We start from the raw sequence: 24,619 nt of genomic DNA, 5'->3' as shown, positions 1-24,619 counted from the left end.
CGCACGTCGGCAACGGCGAATGTTCATGCACGTCCAGGCGGCCCGGTGTCGGAGGGAGGACCCCCCTCCGACACCGGTTTACCCTTTGGTTACCGGGTAATTCGCTGTGCTGCCGCGTTCAGGGCATCTTCAACGGACTGGCGTCCGGAGGTGATGTTTTGCAGGGCAGGCCCCATGGACGACCAGAAGGCACCCATAGCCGGTACGTTCGGCATGGGTTCACCCAGCTGGGCATTCTCGAAGGTCGCCTTGATATTGGGATCGGAGGAGAGTTCATCCATGAATTCCTTGTTGGCCACAGCACCCAGGGGAACGTCGTTGTTCACCATTTTCAGGCCCTTGACGGAGAGCGCGTAGTTCTCCAGGAATTCAACCGCCAGATCCTTGTTGGGACTGGCAGAGTTCAGGGTCGCGGCCATAACACCCACCATCGGTTTGCTGGGCTGGCCATCCACTGTCGGGATGGTGGTTACACCGAAGTTGATGCCGCTTTTCTCAAGGTTGCCCCAGGCCCAGGGTCCGTTGATCATCATGGCCGTCTCGCCCTTGTTGAAGCTGGACTCCATGGCGCTGTAGTCGGCTCCGCGGGGCATAACGCCCTCCTCGATCAGCCGGGTCAATGCTTTGGCACCTTTGATGGCTCCTTCGGTATTCACGCCAGTGTCCTTCACATCCACGGAACCATCGGCGTTTTCACCAAAAATGTATCCGCCAGCTGCCGCCAGCATCGGCCAGGTAAAGTAGGTGTTGTTGTAATCCCACAGAATGGCGCGCTTGCCGTCTTCCGCCAGCTTTTGGTGAACCGCAGGAATGTCCTCGAAGGCGCTGGGGGGCTCTGGCAACAGATCCTTGTTGTAGATCAGGCCAATAGACTCGACCGCCATCGGGTAGCCGTACATCTTGCCGCCCACCGTAACCGCATCCCAGGTAAAGTCATAGTTGGCGTCAATCACACTCTGGGACGGCTTGATCTCGGAAATGATGCCGCTCTGGGCCCATTCGCCGAAACGGTCGTGGGCCCAGATGAAGATATCCGGGCCATTGCCGGTTGCGGCAGATTGCTGGAACTTGTCGGTGGCGCTGTCCGGGTGGGCGACTTCAACCGGGATACCGGTTTCTTGAGTGAACCAGTCCCCCACTTCCTGCAGGCCGTCATAGCCCTTGTCACCGTTGATCCAGACCAGAAGCTTGCCCTCTTCGATCTCGGCATGGGCCGGCGCGGAGACGCCGAAGGTAGCGGCAACAATGGAGGCTGCGAGAGTGCTGCGGATAAAAGTTCGACGATTCATCAGGTGATTCCTCTGTATGTTCTTGCCTTATTCTTGTTTTCCGGCCATTCACGAGGTTGTCGGGCCGGACTCAACGCAAACTTTCTTTTGCGAGTATTGGCACTGTGTGGCAATTCCAGGTAATAAGCATCACCCCTTATTTCATTCCCCGAGGCGTAGTAGAGGGGAGTAGGCGGGCGTAGAAAATTCCTTCTACCACCCCGGGGTGGAGTCTGGTTTGATGGCATCCACAAGAATGAAAACCGTAACGGAGCATTTGCCATGAGCCCTCGCGCCAGACACCTGAAACTCTCAGCTTGCATCGCCTCAGCCCTGATTACAGCCGGTTGTGCTTCCGGCCCGGGTAAGCCCGCAGTTGTGGCCGGGCCACCCTCAGCCAATGATACCAATGTCTTTTGCGAAGCGGCGTCAGCCGAAATGACGATTCCGGTCGGTTCCGCATTCCCGGACGGGACACTGGTCCGGGATTTCTACACAGGTAACACGGCCCGGGTTATCGACGGTGAGGTAACCATGGCGCCGGGTGCCAACGCCGAGGGGCTGGTGTTACTGGAATCAGTCGACGCCAAGGCGGGCCAGTTCACCTGGGCAGGGGCGACCGTCTATTTCGCCGTAACAGACCGGTTTGCCAATGGCCGGACAGACAACGACCTGAATTACGGTCGCCAATCCGACGGCAAGGACGAAATCGGCACCTTCCATGGCGGAGATTTTGTCGGCCTGACCCGAAAACTGGATTACCTGTCGGAGCTGGGTGTCAGCGCGCTATGGATTACCCCTCCGTTCGAACAGATGCACGGCTGGGTCGGCGGTGGCGACCGGGGCGATTTCCAGCACTACGGCTACCATGGCTATTACGCCCTGGACTTCACCGTCCCGGATGCCAACTTCGGTACCCGGGAGGAATTCCGTACCCTGGTTCAGGAAGCCCATAAGCGAGGCATCCGGGTGGTCATGGATGTGGTCATGAACCATCCGGGCTACAGTACCCTGCAGGATATGCAAACCTTCCGGTTCGGTTCGCTGTTCGAGGGATTCGAAAAGCATCTGCCCGAGCGCTGGGGCAACTGGCAGCCGGAATCCTGGGAAAACTTCCACGCCTACCATGCCCTCATTGATTACGACCATCCGGATTGGCGCAACTGGTGGGGCAAAGACTGGGTCCGGGCTGGAATCGCCGACTATGACACGCCACCGAATGCCTCCGTGGATGCCCAGCGTGGCTCTCTCGCGTTTCTGCCGGATTTCAAGACCGAGGCCGACCAGCCTGTGGATCTTCCGGTTTTTCTGAGGAACAAAGCCAGCTCCAGAAGCCAGCAACTGGACAATGCCTCGGTAAGGGATTACCTGATCACCTGGTTAACCGACTGGGTCCGGGAATTCGGCGTGGACGGCTTCCGGGTGGATACCGCCAAGCATGTAGAGCCGGAGGCCTGGCTGGCGCTCAAACAGGAGGCCCAGGCCGCCCTGGATGATTACCGCAGCCGCAATCCCGACGCCGACCTGCCGGCCGAGGAGTTCTGGATGGTTGCAGAGGTATTCCCCCATTCGGTTCGCAGGACCGCCTATTTTGATGCCGGCTTCGATGCGGTGATCAACTTCGACCTGCAGGAAGAAGCCCGGGCCGGCGCGCAATGCCTGCCCGCCATGGAACCCATCTACAGTGATTACGCCAGCAAACTGCACGGCGAAGAAAACTTCAATGTGATGAGCTACATCTCTTCCCATGACACCAAACTCTTCAGCCAGATTGCCGGCAATGATCCCGCGCTACAGAGGCGCGCTGCGGCGGCTCTCATGCTTACGCCTGGCGCAGTTCAAGTGTTCTACGGTGATGAGTCCGGCCGTCCATTTGGTGCAACCGGATCGGATCCGCATCAGGGCACCCGCTCAGACATGAACTGGAATGCCATTGAGAATGGGGAGGTGTCCGGTATCCTTGCACACTGGCAGAAGCTGGGTCAGTTCCGCGAGCGTCATCCCGCGATCGGCGCAGGCGAGCACCGGTTGATCAGCCAGCAACCCTATGTATTCTCAAGAACCAACGGCGATGACCGGGTGGTGATTGCGTTCGGAAGAAAGTGACCTGACCATGAGTTATTCGAGATTTCTGGAAGACACCCCTCTTGTTCCCGGCATGATGCGTCTGCTCGACCATGCCGATCTCTGCCAGCCGGCACGGCTGGCAGACTGGATCCATGGAAGGCTGGATGAAGGACTGACTGTCTTCGATCATGCCGACATCTACGGCGATGGCGAGTGTGAGCGTATTTTCGGCGAGGCACTGATGGCCTCACCGGAACTGCGTCAGAAAGTACAGGTTATTTCCAAAGCCGGCATTGTGCCTGCCCATCAGGACACCAGCCAGTGGACCACTAAACACTATCGGGCCAAAGCAGACTATTTTTCCGGGGCTATCGACAGGTCTCTCAGCCGGCTGCGGGTTGAGCAAATCCACACGTTCCTGATTCACCGGCCGGATCCGCTGCTGGACGCGGAAACCCTGGCGAGAACCCTGGAGCAGGCCGTCAGCGCTGGCAAGATTCGGCACATTGGGGTATCCAATTTCCTGCCGGAGCAGTGGCGCTGGCTTCAGAAAAATACCCGCCTGCCCCTGGTGTGTAATCAGAGCGAGCTGTCACTCAACCATGCATCACCGTTGTTCGATGGCACCTTTGAGGCCCACCTTAGCGATGGCCTGCGCTGGCTTGCCTGGTCACCACTGGCTGGTGGTGCCCTGCCCGGCTCGGTTCCAGAAAGCCTGCTGCAAACCGCCAAAGAAGAAACCGGACTGTGCGCGACGGGGCTGGCCATCGCGTGGTTGCGGCAGCTTCCGGGTGCCCCTGTTCCGGTTCTTGGCTCCATGCGTGAGGCGAGAATTGAGGCAGCGCTCAAGGGCGCCCGCACAACTCTCCCCAGACCGCTCTGGTTCGCCCTGCTGGAGGCAATGCGTCAAACCGCGGTGCCCTGAGGGGCATCGTAAAGTTGATAGAAGTCACTGACCTACAATTTGTTACCGAAAATTCCACTTTGGTCCCATTGTTGACTCCATAATCAGCGCTGACACTAGCTCTGCTTAACAAATAATCAAAAAAAGATTCGCAGCCCTCTCCCTCCATTGGCGCTGCAACTCCGGAGGCCAACCTGAATGAATATCAGAAAAGTACTCTTTTCTGCTTGCCTGCTGTTGCTGGCGAGCTCCACTGTCTATGCCGAGACCCTGAAAATCGGCCTGAACTACCCGCAAACCGGTCGCTACAAGGATCAGGGCCTGCAACAGCGTCTGGGCGCGTTCCTGGCCGTTGACGAAATCAACAAGGCCGGCGGTGTCATGGGTCGCCAGCTGGAGCTGGTGATCAGAAATACCCGTGGCGAACCTGCTCAGGGCGCAAAAAACACCGCAGAGCTTATCGACCGTGAGGGCGTCCAGATGGTGTTCGGCGGCGTGTCCAGCGCCGTTGCCATTGCCTCGGGCAAAGCCGCCCGGGATCGCGACCGGATTTACTTCGGTACCCTCACCTACTCGAACGCCACCACCGGGGCCGAGGGTCACTCGCACATGTTCCGGGAGCCCTACAACGCCTGGATGACGGCCAAGGCGCTTAGCCAATATCTCACCACGAATCACGCCAACGACGACTACTTCTACATCACCGCTGACTACACCTGGGGCTGGTCCGTTGAAGAGTCGGTACGCAAGTTTTCGGGAACCGAGGACACCCAGCGCCACCAGGGCGTGAAAACGCCTTTCCCCCGAGCACTGATTACCGACTTCCGTGAAGCGCTGGAGCAGGCGGAAGCGAGCGATGCCAAGGTTCTGATGATGGTTCTTTTCGGTGACGACATGGTGCGAGCCCTGAATGTCGCCTATGAAATGGGCCTCACCAAGAAAATGCAGATAGTTGTACCCAATCTCACCCTCGGAATGGCGCGCCAGGTGGGCCCCACCATTATGGAAGGCGTTATCGGCGGCTCGCCCTGGGTATGGAACGCACCCTACGAGCTGAACTACCCGCGAGGCAAGGAATTTGTAGAGGCCTTCTCAGCGCGATATGAAATGCGGCCATCCACCGCTGCGGCCTCTGCCTACAGCATCGTTTACCAATACAAGGATGCTGTGGAGCGTACCGGAACCACCGATACCGCCCGCCTCATACGGGCCCTGGAGGGACACAGATACACGTTCCTGAAGGACGAGCAGTACTGGCGGGACTTCGATCACCAGAATATCCAGACTGTGTACGTGGTGAAAGTGAAACCACGCAACACCATCATCGCTGACGAATACAGTTCCGATTATTTCAGCATCATCGATTCGATGCCCGGCGATCAGGCAGCCCAGACCCGGGAAGAATGGGAAGAGCGGCGCCGGGAGGCTGGCAAGCCTCTGAGCCTTTAGATCGAATCACGCGTTGCGAGCCCCGCCCTGAATGGCGGGGCTTTTTTTTGAATTTTCCAAGGGTTTGCGTAAACTTTCGATTCCGAACATAACAACAAGGCTCCAGGATGTCCCAGAAACACCGTCTTGAACAGATCATGGACTTGATACAAGCATCCGGATTCTTAACGACAGAGCAACTCGTCGAAGAGTTTGGCGTAACGCCACAAACTATCAGGAGAGACCTCAACGAGCTGGCGAGGCAAAATCGGCTTCGCCGGCACCATGGCGGCGCGGGCGTCGACTCTAGCACGGCCAATACTGCTTACCAGCAGCGCAAAATCATGAACCTGGAAGCCAAGGAACGGATTGCAAACGCACTTGTGCAGCACATACCGGACAATGCATCCATGTTCATCAATATTGGCACTACCACTGAAACCATTGCCAAAGCACTACTACAAAAGCGCGGCCTGAGCATCGTCACCAACAACCTCCATGTTGCTTCCATCCTCTCGGCGAAGGAAGACTTCCACATCATCATTGCTGGCGGTGAGGTTCGTAATCGCGATGGCGGCATCGTTGGGGAGGCCGCCGTGGATTTTATCAATCAGTTCAAAATGGATTATGGAATCATAGGCATCAGCGGCATTCACCACGACGGTTCCCTACTGGATTTCGACTACCGGGAAGTTCGTGTTGCCCAATCGATCATTGCCAACTCTACTGAAGTGCTCCTGGCCGCTGACCACTCCAAGTTTGGTCGAAATGCCATGGTGCGCCTGGGGAACATTGGCCAGGCAGACCATCTGTTCACCGATGCTCGGCCACCAGAGAAGATTCGCAAACTGCTTGAAGTAAATGGAGTAGAGGTTCACATCACCGGCGATTAGTTTCGTTTTTCTTCGCGTTTTTCCTTTACGAACACCGCACCATTCCCCATAATCAGTTCCATCAACCAATGCTCGTTCAGGGACTGTGAAAAGTGGCACAAGATCAGGATGTCTACGATGTACTTGTAGTTGGCGGCGGGGTGAATGGTTCTGGCATCGCGCTGGATGCAGCAGGACGAGGCCTAAAGGTCCTGCTTTGTGAAATGGATGACCTCGCATCTGCCACTTCCTCCAGTAGCAGCAAACTGATTCACGGCGGCCTCCGTTATCTCGAACACTATGAGTTCCGCCTGGTCCGGGAAGCCCTTGCAGAGCGCGAAGCGCTGTTACGAAACGCTCCGCACATCATGTGGCCCATGCGGTTCAGGCTTCCTCACCGCTCTCATCTACGGCCAGCCTGGATGATTCGTACCGGTTTGTTTTTGTACGACCACCTTGCAAAACGGGAAATCCTCCCCGGCTCCCGATCAATTTCTTTTGAAGAGGACTCTCCCCTCAAACCCGAAATAACCAAGGGTTTCGAGTACTCGGACGGCTGGGTAGACGATGCCAGGCTGGTCGTTCTGACTGCTAAAAAAGCAGAACAGAAAGGGGCACAAATCCTGACGCGTACGAAATGCGTGAAAGCAGAGCGCGGCCAGGACCGATGGATCGCCACACTGAAAGACGTGCTCTCCGATTCAGAAAAAACCATATCGGCAAAAGTCATTATCAACGCCACCGGGCCATGGGTGAGCCGTCTCTTCGGCGAGAGCCTCAGCATGAAGGCGCCGAAACAGATCAGGATGGTCAAAGGTAGCCACATTGTTGTGCCCCGCCTGAACCAGGGTACGGAAGCCTACATCCTGCAGAATGAGGACGACAGGATTGTCTTTGTGATCCCGTACGAAGACCATTTCTCACTCATCGGCACCACCGATGTTGAATACGACGGAGACCCGAAAGCCGCCAGCATATCCCCCGAGGAGACTCACTATCTCCTGGATATTGTGAACACCTATTTTAAACGGCAGCTCGACACCTCTGATGTGATCTGGTCTTACTCAGGTGTTCGGCCACTCATGGACGATGAGGAGGAGCCGGCCCAGAAGGCTTCAAGGGACTATTCTTTCGAGGTCAGCGAGGGCGCTGCCCTTGCCCCCCTGATTTCAGTCTTCGGTGGCAAAATCACCACCTTCCGCAAGCTCGCAGAAGCCGTTACGAACAGGCTTTGCGACTATTTTCCTGATGCCGGGCAACCGTGGACCCGAAGCGCGGTTTTGCCAGGAGGCGACTTCGTGAATCAGCAGGGACTCGGAGCGCAGATTAAAACACGATTCCCGTGGCTGCCCGATGCGGCCATATCACGTTATGTGCGAACCTACGGCTCCAGCACCTTCGATTTTCTTGAGGGGAACCATTCTCTGGCTGACATTGGAACGGCTTTCACACCAACTCTCTTCCAGAGCGAAGTGGATTATCTGGTTGCCAATGAATGGGCCATTACCGCCGACGATGTACTTTGGAGACGAACCAAGCAAGGCCTCTACATCTCTAATGAGAATAGGGAACTACTGCGAGACTACCTGAAGGAGACAGCACTACCCCGTCACTGATCATTCGATTCCAGAACGACCATCCGCGTCCAGCATTTTATTGACCAGGAGCTGCAAACCCGGGACCACCTCATTCTCGAACCAGGGATTCTTTCGTAACCAGCCATTGTTCCTGGGACTCGGGTGCGGCAAGGGCACCAGATCTGGCCAATAATTCCGCCACCGCCTGACATTTTCCGTAACGGATTTGCCGGTACCCGGAAGATGCCAGGCGTGAGCATACTGCCCGATGACCAGCGTCAGCCCTATGTGTGGCAGACGATCCAGCAACAGGTTGCGCCAGGCCGGCGCGCACTCCGGTCGCGGTGGAAGATCCCCGGATTTGCCGGTACCCGGATAGCAAAACCCCATGGGCAGGATGGCGAGCTTTTGCTCGTCGTAAAAGGTATCCCGGGTTATTCCCATCCATTGTCGAAGCCGATCGCCGCTGGGATCATTGAAGGGCAACCCGGTTTCATGCACCCGCCTGCCCGGCGCCTGCCCGACCACCAGAATGCGGGCGCTTTCCGATATCTGGATGACCGGCCTTGGGCCACGTGGAAGAACGTCCGCACAAATCGTACACGCCCGCACGCGCCGAACCAGGTCGTCGAAGGGAAGCAGGGAGAGATCCTCTTTCATGAACGTTCCATTGTCAGGGTGATTGCATAAACGGGCATTTCCCGTAACGATAGAGGCACAATCACGACACAACAAGTCTCGAAGGACACACCATGAATGCCAAAGCAGGCCCTCTTCCTCTGCCGGAAATTGATGTCGAGGAGTTCCGAAAAGTCGTTCGCACCCGCCGCTCCATCAGGCGCTTCACCGATGAGCCTATTCCGGAGAAGGTGCTTGAGGATTGCCTCGAGCTGGCAACACTTGCCCCAAACTCCAGCAACCTTCAGCCCTGGGAATTTTTCGTTGTCCGCACTCCGGAGCTTAAGGCGAAACTTGCCCACGCCTGCCTTGGCCAGAATGCCGCGAAAACCGCCGCCGCGCTGGTCGTGGTGGTGGCCCGACCGGATAGCTGGCGAGCTCATGCCCGGCAAGCCCTGGAAGACTGGCCAGAAGAAAAACTGCCGCCGATCGTTGAAAAGTACTACCGCAAAGTCGCCCCCATTCACTACAACCAGGGCCCCTTCGGGATTCTGGGGTTAGCGAAGAAAGCGGCAGGCCTTGCCGTGGGAATCACCCGGCCTGTCCCCCGGGGCCCCTACTCAACCTGCGAGATGAAAATCTGGGCCACCAAATCCACCGCCCTGGCGGCCCAAAACCTGATGCTCGCGCTCCGGGCCCATGGCTATGATTCCTGCCCCATGGAGGGTTTCGACGAGCATAGGGTGAAGAAGTTGCTCAACCTGCCCGGAAAAGGACTGGTGACCATGGTACTGGCCGCCGGCCGCCGGGCGGAAAACGGTGTGTATAACCGCCAGTACCGTTTCGATCAGAGCCAGCTGGTCCACTACCTCTAAACCAGCAAAGGCAATCCGGCATCAAACCTCCGGATTGCCCAGTGCCTCGGCAGCGCCCAGCAGCCCGGTGTACGGCTCAGTAACCACATAGACCGGCGTGAACTCGAGCAGCGGGCGCATTCTGCCTTTATCCTCAAAGCCGTTCCGGAAGGGACTTTCCAGAAAGAAATCGAGGAAACGGGGCAGGATTCCACCGCAGAGATAAACACCGCCGGTGCTACCCAGGGTCAGAACCCCATTGCCGGCTACCCGACCGAGGATTTCACAGAAGTGGCGAAGCGTGTGTCGAGCCAGGCTGTCGGTGTTTTCCACCGCAGCCGCGGTGATTTTTTCCGGCGCATCCAGCGGTGCGGCCACGCCCTGGATCTCGGCATGGGCCTGATACAGATTCAGCAGGCCCTGACCACAAAGAATACGCTCTACCGACACCCGCCCAAATCGGGCCTTGAGAATCCGCAGCACCGCCATTTCGGTATCGTCGGTGGGGGCGAAATCCACGTGGCCGCCTTCGGTCATCAACGGTACCCAGCCATGCTCAATGGGCACCAGGCCCGAAACACCGAGCCCGGTTCCAGGCCCCATAACCAGTCGAGGGCGACGGCTGTCGCCCGGCCCACCACACACATGCACAAGGTGTTCGTCCGGAACATGGGGAACGCCGAGCGCCATGGCGGTAAAGTCATTGATCACCTTGAACCTGGACCAGCCAAACTGCGCCCGGACCTCTTCGATATCAAAGCGCCAGTGATTGTTGGTCATGCGAACCTGGGTGCCTCGAACCGGTGAGGCAACAGCCAGACAGGCTCCATCCACCTCTGAAACTCCGACCCGGGCCAGGTAATCCCGCACGGCGTCATCGAGATTGGCGTATTCCCCGCAGGGCAGAATCTCGATAGCCCCGGGCTGCACACTGCCCTTCTCTACCAGTGCGAAACGCGCATTGGTGCCGCCGATGTCACCGACCAGTGAGTAATGTGTTTCTGTCATGCCTCATGATTCCAGAAAAAGCTGGCGCCTTCCTCGGGATTGCTGGCCGCACGTCGCATCCAGCCAAACAATTCCCGACCATAGCCGTGATGATACCCGGTCAGGTCCGCATTTTCAGAATCCCGGCCGGCAAACTCCTGCTCATCCACGCGGACGGCAAGAATCCCCTTTTCGGCATCCAGACAAACCTGGTCACCATTTTTGACCTTGGCCAGCGGCCCGCCATCCAGCGCCTCCGGGTAGACATGGATCGCCGCGGGCACCTTGCCCGACGCGCCGGACATACGGCCATCCGTCACCAGTCCGACCTTGAACCCGCGATCCTGCAACACGCCCAGGTAAGGGGTAAGCTTGTGCAGCTCTGGCATGCCATTGCTCTTGGGTCCCTGGAACCGCACGATCACAATGCAATCCCGATCCAGGTCGCCGGCCTCGAAAGCTGCCTTTAGTTCGTTCTGGTCGTTGAACACCACGGCCGGCGCTTCAACTATCCGGTGTTCCGGAGCAACGGCAGAAACCTTGATCACGCCCCGGCCCAGATTGCCATCGAGCACCCGTAGCCCACCATCGGGTGCAAACGGCTCCGCAACCGGGCTCAGCACATCCGGGCGAAGGCTTTTTTCCGGCGCCGGCTTCCACACCAGCCTCTCATCCTCCAGCTCCGGCATCTCGGTATAGCGCTCAAGGCCATAGCCCACGACCGTGTTCACGTCATTGTGCAGGTACCCGCCGCTCAGCAGCTCCCGGATCAGGAACGGGGTACCTCCCGCCTCGTGAAACGCGTTCACGTCTTCCTGGCCATTGGGGTAGATGCGGGTCATGGAGGGGACTACGGAAGAAAGCTCGGCGTAGTCGTTCCAGTCGATGATGATACCGGCAGCCCGGGCAATGGCGATCCAGTGAATGGTGTGATTGGTGGAGCCACCGGTAACCAGCAGCGCTACCAGCGCATTGACGATGCTCTTCTCATCCACCATATCGCCAAGACCAAGCTCGCCTCCGTGAGGCTTCGACAATTTGATCACCTGCTCGGTTGCGGCACGGGTGAGCTCTTCGCGCAGCGGGGTATTGGGATTTACAAAAGCCGATCCCGGCAAATGCAGCCCCATGACTTCGACCAACAGCTGGTTGCTGTTGGCGGTGCCGTAAAACGTGCAGGTGCCGGGGCTGTGATAGGACTTGCTCTCGGCCTCCAGCAATTCTTCCTTGCCAACCTTACCCTCGGCGTAAAGCTGTCGAATCCGCTGTTTTTCCTTGTTCGGCAGCCCTGAAGGCATCGGGCCTGCCGGAACCAGAATGGTAGGGAGATAGCCGAAGCTCAGCGAGCCGATCAGCAGGCCCGGAACAATCTTGTCGCAGATGCCCAATAGCAGCGTGGCATCAAACATGTTGTGGCTCAGGGCCACGGCCGTACTCATGGCGATGGTGTCCCGGGAAAACAGGCTCAGCTCCATACCCGGCTGGCCCTGGGTTACGCCATCACACATGGCAGGCGTGCCTCCGGCCACCTGGGCCACGGACCCCATCCCCCGGGCCGCCTCCCGAATAACATCGGGGAACTTTTCGTAAGGTTGGTGGGCCGAAAGCATATCGTTATAGGCCGTTACCATGGCCACATTGGCCTTGTTCATGAACTTCAGGGTGTCTTTGTCGCCCTGACTACAGGCCGCAAAACCGTGGGCCAGATTGCCGCAGGACAGAGAACTCCGGTGCGGGGATTGGGCTTTGAGAGCGTTCATGCGGTTCAGGTAATCCTGCCGCGTTGAGCGACTGCGCTCAATAATTCTCTGGGTAACCTTGTCTACGGTCGGGTGCATGGTGGGCTCCATTGCATAATCTATTAGAGTGGTCGTTTTTAGATGTAATTTTACTTTCTTTTTTTAGCATTACCACCGTTTAATCGTTCATTTATTCTTTTTTTGTTGTTATATTTACTACATTGCTGAGGTTAAACGAACAAAAAACGACCACCCAAGGAGTCAGACGATGACAATCCGTATCGCAATCAACGGTTTTGGCCGCATCGGTCGCAATGTTCTCAGAGCATTGTATGAAAATAACTACCGGAGCCAGCTCCAGGTTGTTGCCATCAACGACCTTGGCGACGCCGAAACCAACGCTCATTTGCTCAAGTATGACAGCGTTCATGGCCGATTTAACGCCGACGTCAGTCACGACGCAGAATCCCTGACCGTTAACGGGGACCGGATTGCCATTACCGCTCTCCGCAACCCCGAAGAACTGCCCTGGAAAGACCACCGTGTTGATGTCGTTTTCGAGTGTACCGGCCTCTTCACCAAACGCGACAAGGCGGCTGCACACCTGACGGCCGGCGCCCGCAAGGTTATCATCTCGGCACCCAGCCCTGATGCGGATGCCATGGTGGTATACGGCGTGAACCACGAAACACTGACCGCCGACCACGACATCATCTCCAATGCGTCCTGCACCACAAACTGCCTGGCTCCGGTGGTTGAAGCCCTGCACAAGACCATTGGTATCGAGAGTGGCCTGATGACCACCATCCACTCCTACACTAACGATCAGAAGCTGAGCGACGTCTACCATTCCGACCTCTATCGGGCACGCTCAGCCACCCAGTCAATGATCCCAACCAAGACCGGCGCCGCTGCCGCCATTGGCAAGGTCATTCCGGAGTTGGACGGCAAACTCGATGGCCTGGCCGTTCGCGTTCCCACCATCAATGTGTCACTGGTGGATTTCGGCTTCATTGCCAGCCGGGAGACAACCGCAGAGGAAGTCAATGAAGCGGTGAAAGCGGCGGCCGAGCAGAACCCGGTTCTTGGCTATAATATCGAGAAGCTGGTCAGCGTGGACTTCAATCACAACGCGCTCTCCAGCATCTTTGACGCCAACCACACCCGCGTTCTGGGCCGTCACGTAAAGGTCATGGCCTGGTACGATAATGAATGGGGGTTCTCGAACCGCATGCTGGATAATGCACTCGCCCTGATCAAGGCCGGCCAGTAAAACTGGTCGGCCCAGCTGATTCCGCTACCCTGTTCGAGACCATTTTGAAGAACCAAAGGACACAAACCATGCTCAGGCGTACCAAGATCGTCGCCACCCTCGGCCCCGCCACTGACTCGCCGGAATCCCTCGCAGCTATAATTGCCGCCGGAGTAGACGTTACCCGACTGAACTTTTCCCACGGCAGCGCCGAGGAGCACATCGGGCGAGCCCGCCGTGTCCGCGAAGCGGCTGCAGCCCAGGGCCGGTTCGTCGCGCTGCTCGCCGATCTGCAGGGCCCCAAGCTTCGCATCGCCCGCTTTGCGGAGAACAAGGTCACCCTTCAGGCCGGCCAGACGTTTATCCTTGACGCTGCCATGGACAAGGAGGCCGGTACCGAAGAAAGAGTCGGGATCGATTACGAGCAACTCATCGAAGATGTGGAACCGGGCGACATACTGGTTCTCGATGACGGCCGCATAGAGATGGAAGTTCAGTCGGTGAGCGACCATAGCATCACCTCGACGGTTCTGATTGGCGGCCCGCTCTCCAATAACAAGGGCCTGAACAAGCGTGGCGGCGGCTTGTCCGCTGAAGCACTGACAGAAAAGGACAAGCAGGACATCGTCACAGCCGCCAAACTCGGCGCGGATTACGTGGCGGTTTCGTTTGTGCGTACTGCCGAAGACATGCACATCGCGCGGCGCCTGCTGAAAGAGGCAGGCTCTGACGCCGGCCTGGTCGCGAAAATAGAACGGGCGGAACTTGCCGACGATGTGGAAGCCCTGGACGCGGTCATCGAAGCCTCCGATGCGGTGATGGTTGCCCGCGGCGATCTGGCCGTGGAAATCGGCGACGCCCAGCTTGTTGGCGTACAGAAGCACATCATCTCCCGCGCCCGGGTTCTTAACCGCGCGGTGATCACGGCCACGCAGATGATGGAGTCGATGATCACCAGCCCGATGCCAACACGAGCCGAAGTTTCAGACGTTGCCAACGCGGTGATGGACTACACCGATGCGGTGATGCTGTCTGCCGAGACCGCGGTGGGTGATTATCCAAAAGAAGCCGTGGAAGCCATGGTGCGCATCTGCCTGGGTGCCGAGAAGCATCCATCCATGCATCAGTCCAAGCACCGGATTCACGAGAGCATGGAGGAAGTTGATGAAGCTATCGCTCTTTCCGCCATGTACGCAGCGAACCACCTCGAAGGCGTCTCAGCAATCATCTGTATGACCGAAACCGGCGCCACACCGAGGTTGATGTCGCGCATAAAGTCGAGCCTGCCGATCTTTGCGTTTTCGCGCCACCACTCCACGCAGCATCGGGTCGTTTTGTTCCGGGGCGTTCAGACGGTGCCTTTCGATTCTGCCAAGATCCCGAACGAGCGGACGAATGCGTTGGCGGTGTCGGAGCTGGTGAACCGGGGGGCAGTCAAGGATGGTGATCTGGTGGTGATTACCAAGGGTGATTATGTGAATGCCCAGGGTGGGACCAATACCATGAAGATTGTTCGGGTTGGTTCTGATATTCGCTGAATGTAAGCCTTCTTTCCAGCCCTTAGTCGATTGGTGTATGGCCTTGTAGCCTGCGGCAATGTGCGAATCGGCAGCGGGGCTCCCCTTTCCAAAAACCGCTACGAGCACATCCATGTGCGCTTGGCTGTGGCCATCCTTGGCCACAGACATTTTTGGAAAGGGGAACCCCACTCCCTCTCCCGAAGTTTTTCAGTTATCGGTGTGTAACAGCTTTTCTAGCATTGAGAGCATAATGTAGGTCGGACGAGCCGCAGGCGTAATCCGACGGATCTCGCTTGGGTTTCCGAGCTTAAAGATCGATTGTCGGATTACGCCTTTGTCTAATCCGACCTACTAAACTACGAGACAACGAAATCACGTTGCCTACCGGCGTTATCGAAAAGTTTGGCAAGCCCTTTGGGGCGGGGTTCCCGGGAATGTCGCTGGCCATGGATGGCCAGCGCCAAGCGCACATGGATGTGCTCGTAGCGTTTCCCGGGAGCCCCGCCCCAAAGGGCGAAACCTCCCAGGAAGCAGGCTAAACGGGAAATAACCACAGTCAGAGATCAGCTAGACTTCCTCGAGCGATCTCGGTGATCTGTGCCCAGTCCTTGGCCGCCACCACATCCGCAGGGGTCAACCAGGTGCCGCCAACGGCCTGGACGTTGCCGAGGGCCAGGTAGTCGGCTGCGGTGTTTCGGCGGATGCCGCCGGTTGGGCAGAAGGTGACATCCGGGAAGGGGCCGCTGAAGGCTTTTAGGGCCGGGATGCCGCCGGCGACTTCGGCAGGGAAGAATTTGAATTCGCGGTAGCCGAGGTTATAGCCCACCATCATCTCGGAGATGGTAGCGATGCCGGGCAACAAAGGCGCTTCAGAGGTCACGCCGAATTCCAGGATGGCTTCGGTCACGCCCGGAGTGATCACGAACTGGGCGCCAGCGGCTTCCACCTGCCGATACTGCGCAATGCTGGTCACGGTACCTGCGCCCACCCAGGCGTCCGGGATGGCTTTGCGGACTTCTTCGATGGCTTTGAGGCCGTGTTCGGTGCGCAGGGTGATTTCCAGGACGTTGATGCCGCCATCAACCAGTGCCTGACAAAGCGGCACGGCGTCTTCGAGCTCTTGGATAGCGATAACTGGCACCAGGGGTGAGGATTGCAGTACTGCCCTGACGCGCTCGCGATGGTAGTCGGAAAGTTGATTCATTGTTTTCTCCATAACAAAGGTCGGGCGTTTCAGGGGCTCCAGAACAGCTGGAGGCTAGGCTTGAGGAAAGCTCTGATGGGCATCTCGAGAACCTTATCCGGTTCTGACAGGGCACGCTTCAGTGTCTGCAGCTTGTCCTCGCCCTTCAGATGCAGCGCCTTGAAGCGGGCATCTCTCAGAGTCGGCCAGGTCAGTGTAATGCGCTTTTGGGGTTGCGACTCGGGTGTAGCAGCAGCGACGATGTCCCGACACTCGGGATCCATGGCACCCTTCAGCTCCGGTGCGTCCGGGAACAGCGATGCCGTGTGGCCGTCGTTGCCCATGCCGAGAATCAGCACGTCGATGGGCAGGGCCAGATCCGCCAGCTCGGCCTTGACCCGTTCCAGGCTTTCGGCAGGTGTGGCACCGGGCTGTTTGAGCGAAAGGAATCGGGCCGACGCCGCCTGGTTCTGCAGCAGATTCTCCCGAACAAGACGGGTGTTGCTGGCGTCATCGCTTTCGTCCACCCAACGCTCATCCGCCAGCAGGACGTCTACCCTGCCCCATTCTAGATTCTTGCTGGAAAGCGCCTTGAAAAATGGCAGCGGCGTGGAGCCGCCGGATACCACCAGGCTCGCCCTGGGCGCTTCTCTCAGGCGGGCAGCCAGAAACTCTGCAACCGCATCCGCAAGATTCAGGGCCACAGCCTCAGGCGTTTCACCTGAACAGTCGAGAACACCCTGGGGCAAGCGCAGATCAGACATCTTCATACCAGCTCCTCCCATCCCGGGTGATCATGGCGATGGAGGCAACCGGCCCCCAGGTTCCAGCGGCATAACGCTTGGGCGGTTCGCCGCTGTCTTTCCAGTTCTGGATAACCTGGTCTACCCAGCGCCAGGCGAACTCCACCTCGTCACGGCGGACAAAGAGGTACTGGTTGCCTTTCATCACCTCCCAAAGCAGACGCTCGTAGGCGTCGGGTATCCGGTCGGTGGCAAAGGTCTCCGAGAATGTCAGCTCCAGCGGGCCCTGGCGCAGGCGCATGCCTTTGTCCAGACCCTGGTCTTTGGTGAGGATCTTCAGGGCCATGCCCTCATCGGGCTGCAGTCGGATGATCAGCTTGTTGTTGGCCAGGTGTTTCTGGTCGGGATCAAAGATGTAGTGCGGGGCCGGTTTGAAGTGGATGATTATCTGAGACAGCTTCTCCGGCAGGCGCTTGCCCGTGCGAATGTAAAAAGGCACGCCGGACCAGCGCCAGTTATCGATTTCAGCTTTCAGGGCCACAAAGGTTTCAGTAGCACTGCCCTTGTTCGCACCTTCCTCTTCCAGATAGCCGGGCACCGGTTTGCCGTTGCTGGTGCCGGCGGTGTATTGCCCGCGCACCACATAGCTGTCCATCATGTTCGGCGTTATCTGCTTCAACGCCTTGAGCACTTTTACCTTTTCATCCCGGATACTGTCCGCGGACAGATCGGAAGGCGGATCCATGGCAATCAGACACAGCAGCTGCAACAGGTGATTCTGGATCATGTCCCGTATCTGGCCGGCTTTGTCAAAATAGCCCCACCGACCCTCGATGCCCACGCTCTCGGCCACCGTGATTTCCACATGGGATATATGATTCTGGTCCCATTGCGAGGCAAACAGATTGTTGGCAAATCGCAGGGCGATCAGGTTTTGGACGGTTTCCTTGCCCAGGTAATGATCAATCCGGAACAGCTGATTCTCGTTATAGACCTCGCCCAGCTCATCGTTGATCACCTTTGAGGACTCCAGGTCGTGGCCGATCGGCTTCTCTACCACCACCCTGGTCTTCTCGGTACAGCAACTGGCGGAGCGCAAGTTTCGGGCTATAACACCATACATGGACGGCGGGGTGGCCATGTATACGATGAGCTCATTGTTGGCGTCATCCCGCCAATCGTTGAGCACACCAAAGGCCTCCGGTTCGTTAAAATCCAGAATCTGGTAATCAACCCGTTTCAGAAAAGACTTGGCCAGTTCACCGTCGAACTCCTCCGGCTTTACATGCTGCTTCAGCTTGTCAAACAACTGCTGGCGCACGGTCTCGGTATCCGCCTCTGTGCGGGCAATGGCCAGCACCCGGCTACCGTCGGCCAGGAGGTTGGCTCGCTCCAGCTGGTACAGCGCCGGAAACAGTTTTCGCTGGGCGAGGTCCCCCAACGCTCCGAATAGCATGAGGTCACAACGGGTATTGATCTTGTTGACCATTGGTTCCTTCTCTCTGGTGGGCAGTCCGTCGCAAAAAATCGACGACCGGACTCAATGTAGTAATTTTAAACAAATAATGACATTCAAAAATCAATATTCCAAGAAAAAACTGCTTTTCGTGATACTTTTACTACCCCAAAACCGGTAAAAAAGCGGTATAATCACCGCGTTTTCAAGACACCGACCGCCCATGATTCAGGGAGTACCATTGATGGCCGCGAACCAGGCGCACCGTGACGACAATCTGCTTGAGGACATCCAGTCCAGGCTGGACAGCCTTAACAAATCCGAGCGCAAAGTGGCCGAGGCCATTCTCCGCGACCCCAGCGCGGCCACCCGTTACAGCATAGCTGCACTGGCCAGAGCCGCCGATGTAAGCGAGCCAACGGTCAACCGCTTCTGCCGGGGTTTCTCTGCCACGGGCTTCCCGGATTTCAAAATCCGCCTCGCCCAGAGCATTGCCACCGGCACCCCTTACATCGGCCAGAATGTGGAGCCGGATGACACCGTTGCCGAATTCGCCGACAAGATCATGCTCAGTACCATTGCCAGCCTGGACAAAGCCCGGCAGGCGCTCGACCCGAAAGCCCTGGCCACCGCGATCGATTACCTGATCCAGGCCAAGCAGATCAATTTCTTTGGCATGGGCGGATCTGCGGCTGTGGCCATGGACGCTCAGCACAAGTTTTTCCGCTTCAATATCCCGGTGATGTCTTACGACGACGCCTTGATGCAACGTATGGTTGCGGCCGGCGCCAACGTCGGTGACGTAATCGTCCTTATTTCCTATACGGGCCGCACCCGGGAAACTGTCGATATCGCGCAACTGGCGCGGGCAAACGGCGCCACTGTGATTGGCATCACTAACCCCGACTCACCCCTGGCGGAAAGCTGCACGGTGGTACTGGGCGTGACCGCTCCGGAGGACACCGAGGTCTACATGCCAATGTCTTCACGCATCATTCACCTCAGCGTTATCGACATCCTGGCAACCGGTGTAACCCTCAAACGCGGCGCGGATTTCCTCGGGCACCTCAAGAAGATCAAGGAAAGCCTCAAACCAACACGCTTTCCGCCGAGCTGAATACAACCAAAAGAAAGATAGCAAAGCGAACAACAGAGGGGCTCCTCCTCCTACGCCCCTCCTCCCCCTGAAAACTCCCCCCCCAAATTCTTCGGGGCGGATGATGTACTACCTCCTAGGTTACAACACTATGAAATCCGGTTTCCCAATGTCTGATTGGCAGAAGCTGCAATCGCGGGAACCGGAAGCCTGATCCGGCCATTGCCAATCCAATCTCGGCATCCGGAGATTCCGCTTCCCTGACATTTAAAAAAGATAAAAAGCACAGGACACAGATGATGCAAAACAAAATGCGCTTTACCGCAAACAAGCTTCCCCTGGCTGCCGCAATCACCGCCGCAGTCCTGGCAACGCCAGCCGTTGCTGTCGATTTCCATGGCTATGCCCGGGCCGGCGTGTCCACCAATATTGGCAGCGGTGGCGAGCAAACCTGTTTCGGCAGCGGTTCCACCGGCCACTATGTTGGTCGCCTGGCCGATGAGTGCGACACCTATTCTGAACTGTCACTGGGTGATGAACTCTTCAGCCAGGACGGCAAAACCTTCCGTTTTGATTCCATGCTGGCCTACAGTGCCAACCGCCAGGGCAACGACTACCAGGCCCTGAACGGCTTCAACAACATCAACAACGTGGATTTTGGTAACCAGGAAACCACGTCGAACAGTTCCGACCCCTACGGCGGTGGTGATATTGCACTTCGCCAGCTCTATGTATCCGCCAATAACGTGATCGAATCACTGCCCGGGGCCACCCTGTGGGCCGGTAAGCGATTCTACAAGCGGAAGGATATCCACCAGCTGGACCTGTTCTATGTCAGTAACGCCGGCTACGGTGCCGGTGTCGAAAACATCACCGCGGGCCCCGGCCAACTCTCGCTGGCCTATACCAACTCCGATACCAGCGACGGTGACAACTTTGTCCAGAACAACAAGGTCGACGTGCGCTATTCCTTCCCTCTCGCAGGCGGCAACAATCTGGAGCTGATCGGCATCTACGCCATGGCCGACCTGACCGACGCCCAGGAGGACGCCGGAATAAATGATGAGAACGGCTATTTCTTCACTGCCGAGTTCTCTTCCGGCGTGATGGGCGGTTTCAACAAGTTCGCGGTTCAGTACGGCGCCGATTCCATGGGCTTTGCGCTGGCAGAGAATGCCAGTGGCGGCCGGGTAGACAACGGCAACGTGGCCGGCTACTTCGAATCCAGCTGGCGCGTACTCAACCACGGTGTGATCAAGCTTGGCAAAGGCTGGGACCTCGGCCACTCAGTTGTCTACGAGCAGGCTGAATCTCATGACCCGTCCGCCAAAGACGGCGAACGCCTGAGCATCGTTGCCCGCCCGATCTACAACTGGTCGCCAGTCATGAGCACCGCAATCGAAGTGGGCTACAGCGATACCGACCGCCCCTGGTTCACCGAATCCCAGGATCTCGGTAAATTCGCAATCGCCCAGCAGTGGCAAGCTGGCCCCGGATACTGGGCGCGCCCGGTCATCCGTGCCTACGCCGCAACCTTCTTTGGTGACGAAGCCGAAGGAGCCCGCGGTGGTGAAGGTGTCGATGGAGATATCCAGATCGGCGCCCAGATCGAAGCCTGGTGGTAAGGCTCTAAAACCCACACTCTCGTTGGACCTCCTCTGGGCCGGCTTTTGCCGGCCCCTTTTTTTGCCTGCTGAACCCTTTCTACTACCCCAGCACTATTCCATCTACGCCCCGAAAAATTGCCCGCCGAAGGATGTCCTTCCGGCCTTATCACGCAACTATGAATCTGACCCAAAAGGGTTCAAAGCCAAACAAAAACAATGGAAAAGGGGATTTCCCATGCCTGAGCAAAAACTGGTTGCAGGCAGCCTTGCACTGGCGTTTTCGCTGGTGCTGGCCGGCTGCAATTCCGGAAGCGACAACCCTGCGCCGGACGACGGCACCGGTGGTGGCGGCCAAACCGATGCACTCCTCGAGCCGGGCGAAAACGAAGCGCTGCTCTATTACAAACGACCTGACGAAAACTACAGCGGCTGGGGCCTGCACCTCTGGAACAACCCGGCGGACGGCTGCGACGGCCTTGCCGAAGGCGTTCCCACAGAATGGAGCAGCCCCCGGTTGCCCGATGGTATCAGCGACACCTACGGTGCCTGGTACCTGATCCCGATGCGCGAAGCCGGAGAGTGCATGAACTTCATCATGCACAAAGGTGATGAAAAAGACCTTGGCGGCATTGACCACCGCTGGCACTTCGGTTCCCTTGACGATCGCATCTTTACCCTGAGCGGCAGCCAGGAATTGTCGCAGACTCCGATTGAGGCAGAGGCTGTTACCATCGCCGGAGCCAAGGCTCATTGGCTTGATGAAACCACGGTAGTGATCAAGGACGCAGGCAGCCTGGCCCGGGTTGAACTGAGGCATGACCAGAATGCGCAAATCACCGTTACCGAAAACGAAACGCTTGACGGCGGACAGCCACTGGCACTCTCGGCAACCTCTCTTGCCCCTGCTCTTGCGGAGAAATTCCCGCACCTGAGTGACTGGCCGGCCTTTGAGGTTCAGGCAGGCAACTCTGACATCAAAGCGGCCCTGAAAGGCCAACTGGTCGCCGCAGGCTTTAACAGCAGCGACGATCTGGTTATGGCCACCGGCGTCCAGATCCCGGGGGTGCTGGACGATCTGTTTGCCTATAACGGAGAGCTGGGTGCCGTGATAAACGGCGCAGACGTGGACTTCGCCGTCTGGGCGCCCACCGCACAGTCATTGCGCCTGCATGTTTTCGACAATTCAGGCACGCTGCTTCCGGGCTATCCCGTCAGCATGTCTGAGGCCGATGGCGTCTGGACGCACAGCGGAAATTTTGCGGAACTGGACCAGAAGTTCTACCAGTACGAAGTGACTGTCTACCATCCCAGAACCGGCGCCATCGAGACCACGATGGTCTCAGACCCCTATGCACTCAGCCTCTCAACCAACGGCCAGTATGCCCAGATTGTGGACCTCGCGAGCAACCACAAGCCGGCAGGCTGGGACTCGCTGTCAACACCGGCCATGCTGGCTCCGGAGGACGTGGTTGTCTATGAAACCCACATTCGTGATTTCAGTGCCACCGATGAAACCCTCGATCCGGCACTGAGAGGCAAATACCGTGCATTCACCGCGCCCGCAGATGGCAGCGTCGACAGTGTCGCGCACCTGAAGTCCCTGGCCGATGCCGGCGTCACCCACCTGCATCTGCTCCCCGCTTTCGACATTGCCACCGTCAACGAGGACCCCACCGGGGTTGTCGACATCGACGATGACTTCAGCCGCCTGTGCGATCTGTCCGACGAGGCTGCCAGCGCCTATCAGGCATACTGCGCCAGTGGCAAAACCATTCGTCAGGTGCTGAGTGAATTCGATCCGCTGACTGGCGATGCCCAGGCCCTCTACAACACCTTCCGTGACTTGGACAGCTTCAACTGGGGGTACGACCCGGTTCATTTCACCGTTCCGGAGGGCAGCTATGCCTCCGATGCAGACGGCAGCCAGCGCATTCTGGAATTCCGGGAAATGGTGCATGCGGCCACTGCACTTGGCCTGAACGTGGTCATGGATGTGGTCTACAACCACACCAACTCATCCGGGCTCGCAGAAAATTCTGTCCTCGACAAGCTGGTTCCCGGTTATTACCACCGCCAGAATCCGGAAACCGGAGCGGTTGAACAGTCCACCTGCTGCGAGAATACCGCCAGCGAGCACGCCATGATGGAAAAGCTCATGGTGGACTCACTGGTAACCTGGGCGGACCAGTACAAGATCTCCGGCTTCCGCTTCGATCTTATGGGCCACCATATGCTCAGTAATCTGGAAAAAGCCCTCGCAGCGGTAAAGGCGGTCGATCCTGACACTTACTTTTACGGAGAGGCCTGGAACTTCGGCGAAGTGGCCAACAATGCCCGGGGCAAAAATGCCATCCAGTCGAATATGGCAGGCACTGGCATCGGGTCTTTCAACGACCGGCTCCGGGATGCCGTCCGTGGTGGCGGCCCGTTTGACGGCGGCGATGCCATCCGCGCCAATCAGGGCTTCGGCAACGGCCTCTTCACTTTTCCAAACGACCGCAACAGTGGCAGCGACGACGAAAAAAACCGCCTGCTTCAGGTCAGTGACTGGGTGCGCATCGGTATTGCCGGCAGTCTGAAGGCGTTCAGCTTTGAAACTGGCAACGGCGAAATCCTGAGTGGCGCCCAGATTGATTACAACGGGCAGAATGCTGGCTACACCGACGACCCAGAGGAAATCATCAACTACGTATCGAAGCATGACAACCAGACCCTGTGGGACAACAACCAGTACAAGGCAGATTTTGCCGCGACCACCATGGAGCGGGCACAAATGCAGGTGATCAGCCTGGCCGTGCCCATCCTCAGCCAGGGCATCCCGTTCCTGCACATGGGTTCGGAGTTGCTGCGCTCAAAATCCATGGAACGGGACAGCTACGACTCGGGTGACTGGTACAACGAAGTGGACTTCAGTTACCAGAGTTCTGCCTGGAACAGGGGTCTGCCTCGCCAGGACAAGGACGGCTCGAACTGGGATCTGATCACCGAAGTGATTCAGTCAACAGGGGCGAGTGCGGCGCCTACGCCTGAAGCGATTGCCTACACCAACGAACAGGTCCGCGAGCTTCTGACCGTCCGCACGGACAGCCCGCTGTTCCGCCTGCAAACGGCCGAGGCCATCCAGAACCGGTTGCGGTTTCTGAATACCGGCACGGGGCAGATTCCGGGAGTGATCGGTTACAGCCTGCTGGATGACACTAGTAACGGCCTCACCGACCTGGATGCCGCCAACGATGAGATTGTCGTTGTTATCAACGCCAGTAATAGCACCCAGACCCTGAGCACGGGGCTGAGCGGCACCTTTGCTGTTATGGCGGACACATCACCAACAGAGACTGCGAGCGCATCGGGCGGCGATTTCTCCGTTCCGGCGCTTTCCGTTGGCGTCTTTGCCCGCTAAGCGCGGCTGCTCAGACAACGATACAGCCGCCGGGCCAACCGGCGGCTT

At 57.8% G+C, this 24,619-nt stretch carries 18 protein-coding genes; 11 read left to right on the top strand and 7 right to left on the bottom strand.

What is annotated here, in order from left to right:
* Window positions 1–89 precede the first annotated feature (89 nt).
* Entirely contained in the window at window positions 90–1,289 is a 1,200-nt protein-coding gene (gene malE, locus ABNF92_RS18495) for a maltose/maltodextrin ABC transporter substrate-binding protein MalE (protein ID WP_291907115.1), read from the bottom strand.
* A gap of 261 nt (window positions 1,290–1,550) precedes the next feature.
* Here malE and ABNF92_RS18490 point away from each other — a divergent pair, with 261 nt between their 5' ends.
* The 5 genes from ABNF92_RS18490 (at window position 1,551) to glpD (ending at window position 8,155) form a co-directional block, all read left to right on the top strand.
* Window positions 1,551–3,374, top strand: a complete 1,824-nt coding sequence (locus ABNF92_RS18490; RefSeq protein ID WP_349342961.1) for an alpha-amylase — start codon at window positions 1,551–1,553, stop codon at window positions 3,372–3,374.
* Window positions 3,375–3,381: 7 nt separating this feature from the next.
* Complete coding sequence (locus ABNF92_RS18485) at window positions 3,382–4,260, top strand: aldo/keto reductase (protein WP_349342960.1); 879 nt, start codon at window positions 3,382–3,384, stop codon at window positions 4,258–4,260.
* Between the two features lie 177 nt (window positions 4,261–4,437).
* Complete coding sequence (locus ABNF92_RS18480) at window positions 4,438–5,688, top strand: substrate-binding protein (RefSeq protein WP_349342959.1); 1,251 nt, start codon at window positions 4,438–4,440, stop codon at window positions 5,686–5,688.
* Window positions 5,689–5,795: 107 nt separating this feature from the next.
* Entirely contained in the window at window positions 5,796–6,560 is a 765-nt protein-coding gene (locus ABNF92_RS18475) for a DeoR/GlpR family transcriptional regulator (RefSeq protein WP_349342958.1), read from the top strand.
* 92 nt (window positions 6,561–6,652) lie between these two features.
* Window positions 6,653–8,155 (top strand): glycerol-3-phosphate dehydrogenase, encoded by a 1,503-nt coding sequence (gene glpD, locus ABNF92_RS18470; RefSeq protein WP_349342957.1) that lies wholly within the window; start codon window positions 6,653–6,655, stop codon window positions 8,153–8,155.
* Here the strand turns inward: glpD and ABNF92_RS18465 are convergent, their stop codons facing one another.
* Complete coding sequence (locus ABNF92_RS18465; RefSeq protein ID WP_349342956.1) at window positions 8,156–8,776, bottom strand: uracil-DNA glycosylase family protein; 621 nt, start codon at window positions 8,774–8,776, stop codon at window positions 8,156–8,158.
* 92 nt (window positions 8,777–8,868) lie between these two features.
* Here ABNF92_RS18465 and ABNF92_RS18460 point away from each other — a divergent pair, with 92 nt between their 5' ends.
* Window positions 8,869–9,609: a nitroreductase family protein gene (locus ABNF92_RS18460; protein ID WP_349342955.1), complete on the top strand. Its 741-nt coding sequence runs from the start codon at window positions 8,869–8,871 to the stop codon at window positions 9,607–9,609.
* A 21-nt stretch (window positions 9,610–9,630) separates the two neighbouring features.
* On the opposite strand, the gene ABNF92_RS18455 is transcribed toward ABNF92_RS18460, so the two are convergent.
* Both ABNF92_RS18455 and edd read right to left on the bottom strand, forming a co-directional pair.
* Entirely contained in the window at window positions 9,631–10,596 is a 966-nt protein-coding gene (locus ABNF92_RS18455; RefSeq protein ID WP_349342954.1) for a glucokinase, read from the bottom strand.
* Window positions 10,593–12,413, bottom strand: a complete 1,821-nt coding sequence (gene edd / locus ABNF92_RS18450) for a phosphogluconate dehydratase (protein WP_349342953.1) — start codon at window positions 12,411–12,413, stop codon at window positions 10,593–10,595. Before edd ends, ABNF92_RS18455 begins: the two co-directional genes overlap by 4 nt.
* A 169-nt stretch (window positions 12,414–12,582) precedes the next feature.
* Between edd and gap the strand changes: the two genes are divergently transcribed.
* Together gap and pyk are read left to right on the top strand one after the other, a co-directional pair.
* A complete protein-coding gene (gene gap / locus ABNF92_RS18445; protein WP_349342952.1) occupies window positions 12,583–13,587 on the top strand; it encodes a type I glyceraldehyde-3-phosphate dehydrogenase in 1,005 nt (334 codons plus the stop codon).
* 68 nt (window positions 13,588–13,655) lie between these two features.
* Window positions 13,656–15,104 carry a pyruvate kinase gene (gene pyk / locus ABNF92_RS18440; RefSeq protein ID WP_349342951.1) on the top strand — a complete coding sequence of 483 codons (1,449 nt, stop codon included), beginning with the start codon at window positions 13,656–13,658 and terminating at the stop codon, window positions 15,102–15,104.
* A gap of 538 nt (window positions 15,105–15,642) precedes the next feature.
* Here pyk and ABNF92_RS18435 read toward each other — a convergent pair.
* From ABNF92_RS18435 to zwf, 3 genes are read right to left on the bottom strand one after another with little or no spacing between them, the layout of a single operon-like run.
* Window positions 15,643–16,290 carry a bifunctional 4-hydroxy-2-oxoglutarate aldolase/2-dehydro-3-deoxy-phosphogluconate aldolase gene (locus tag ABNF92_RS18435; protein ID WP_069183684.1) on the bottom strand — a complete coding sequence of 216 codons (648 nt, stop codon included), beginning with the start codon at window positions 16,288–16,290 and terminating at the stop codon, window positions 15,643–15,645.
* Window positions 16,291–16,319: 29 nt separating this feature from the next.
* Window positions 16,320–17,033, bottom strand: coding sequence for a 6-phosphogluconolactonase (gene pgl / locus ABNF92_RS18430; protein WP_349344112.1), 714 nt, complete (start codon window positions 17,031–17,033; stop codon window positions 16,320–16,322).
* A complete protein-coding gene (gene zwf, locus ABNF92_RS18425) occupies window positions 17,026–18,501 on the bottom strand; it encodes a glucose-6-phosphate dehydrogenase (RefSeq protein ID WP_136630105.1) in 1,476 nt (491 codons plus the stop codon). Before zwf ends, pgl begins: the two co-directional genes overlap by 8 nt.
* 211 nt (window positions 18,502–18,712) lie before the next feature.
* Here zwf and ABNF92_RS18420 point away from each other — a divergent pair, with 211 nt between their 5' ends.
* From ABNF92_RS18420 to pulA, 3 genes are all read left to right on the top strand, one after another.
* Window positions 18,713–19,585 (top strand): MurR/RpiR family transcriptional regulator, encoded by an 873-nt coding sequence (locus ABNF92_RS18420; RefSeq protein ID WP_069183306.1) that lies wholly within the window; start codon window positions 18,713–18,715, stop codon window positions 19,583–19,585.
* A 275-nt stretch (window positions 19,586–19,860) separates the two neighbouring features.
* Window positions 19,861–21,189 (top strand): carbohydrate porin, encoded by a 1,329-nt coding sequence (locus tag ABNF92_RS18415; RefSeq protein WP_291907034.1) that lies wholly within the window; start codon window positions 19,861–19,863, stop codon window positions 21,187–21,189.
* A gap of 217 nt (window positions 21,190–21,406) precedes the next feature.
* Window positions 21,407–24,571: a pullulanase-type alpha-1,6-glucosidase gene (pulA, locus tag ABNF92_RS18410; RefSeq protein WP_349342950.1), complete on the top strand. Its 3,165-nt coding sequence runs from the start codon at window positions 21,407–21,409 to the stop codon at window positions 24,569–24,571.
* The last annotated feature ends 48 nt before the right edge of the window (window positions 24,572–24,619 follow it).

This window comes from Marinobacter sp. MMG032 (assembly GCF_040112695.1).
GTDB classification, from domain to species: Bacteria; Pseudomonadota; Gammaproteobacteria; order Pseudomonadales; family Oleiphilaceae; genus Marinobacter; species Marinobacter salsuginis.
The sequence above is the reverse complement of the archived record's forward strand: the minus strand, read 5'-3'. Positions and strand labels throughout refer to the sequence as shown.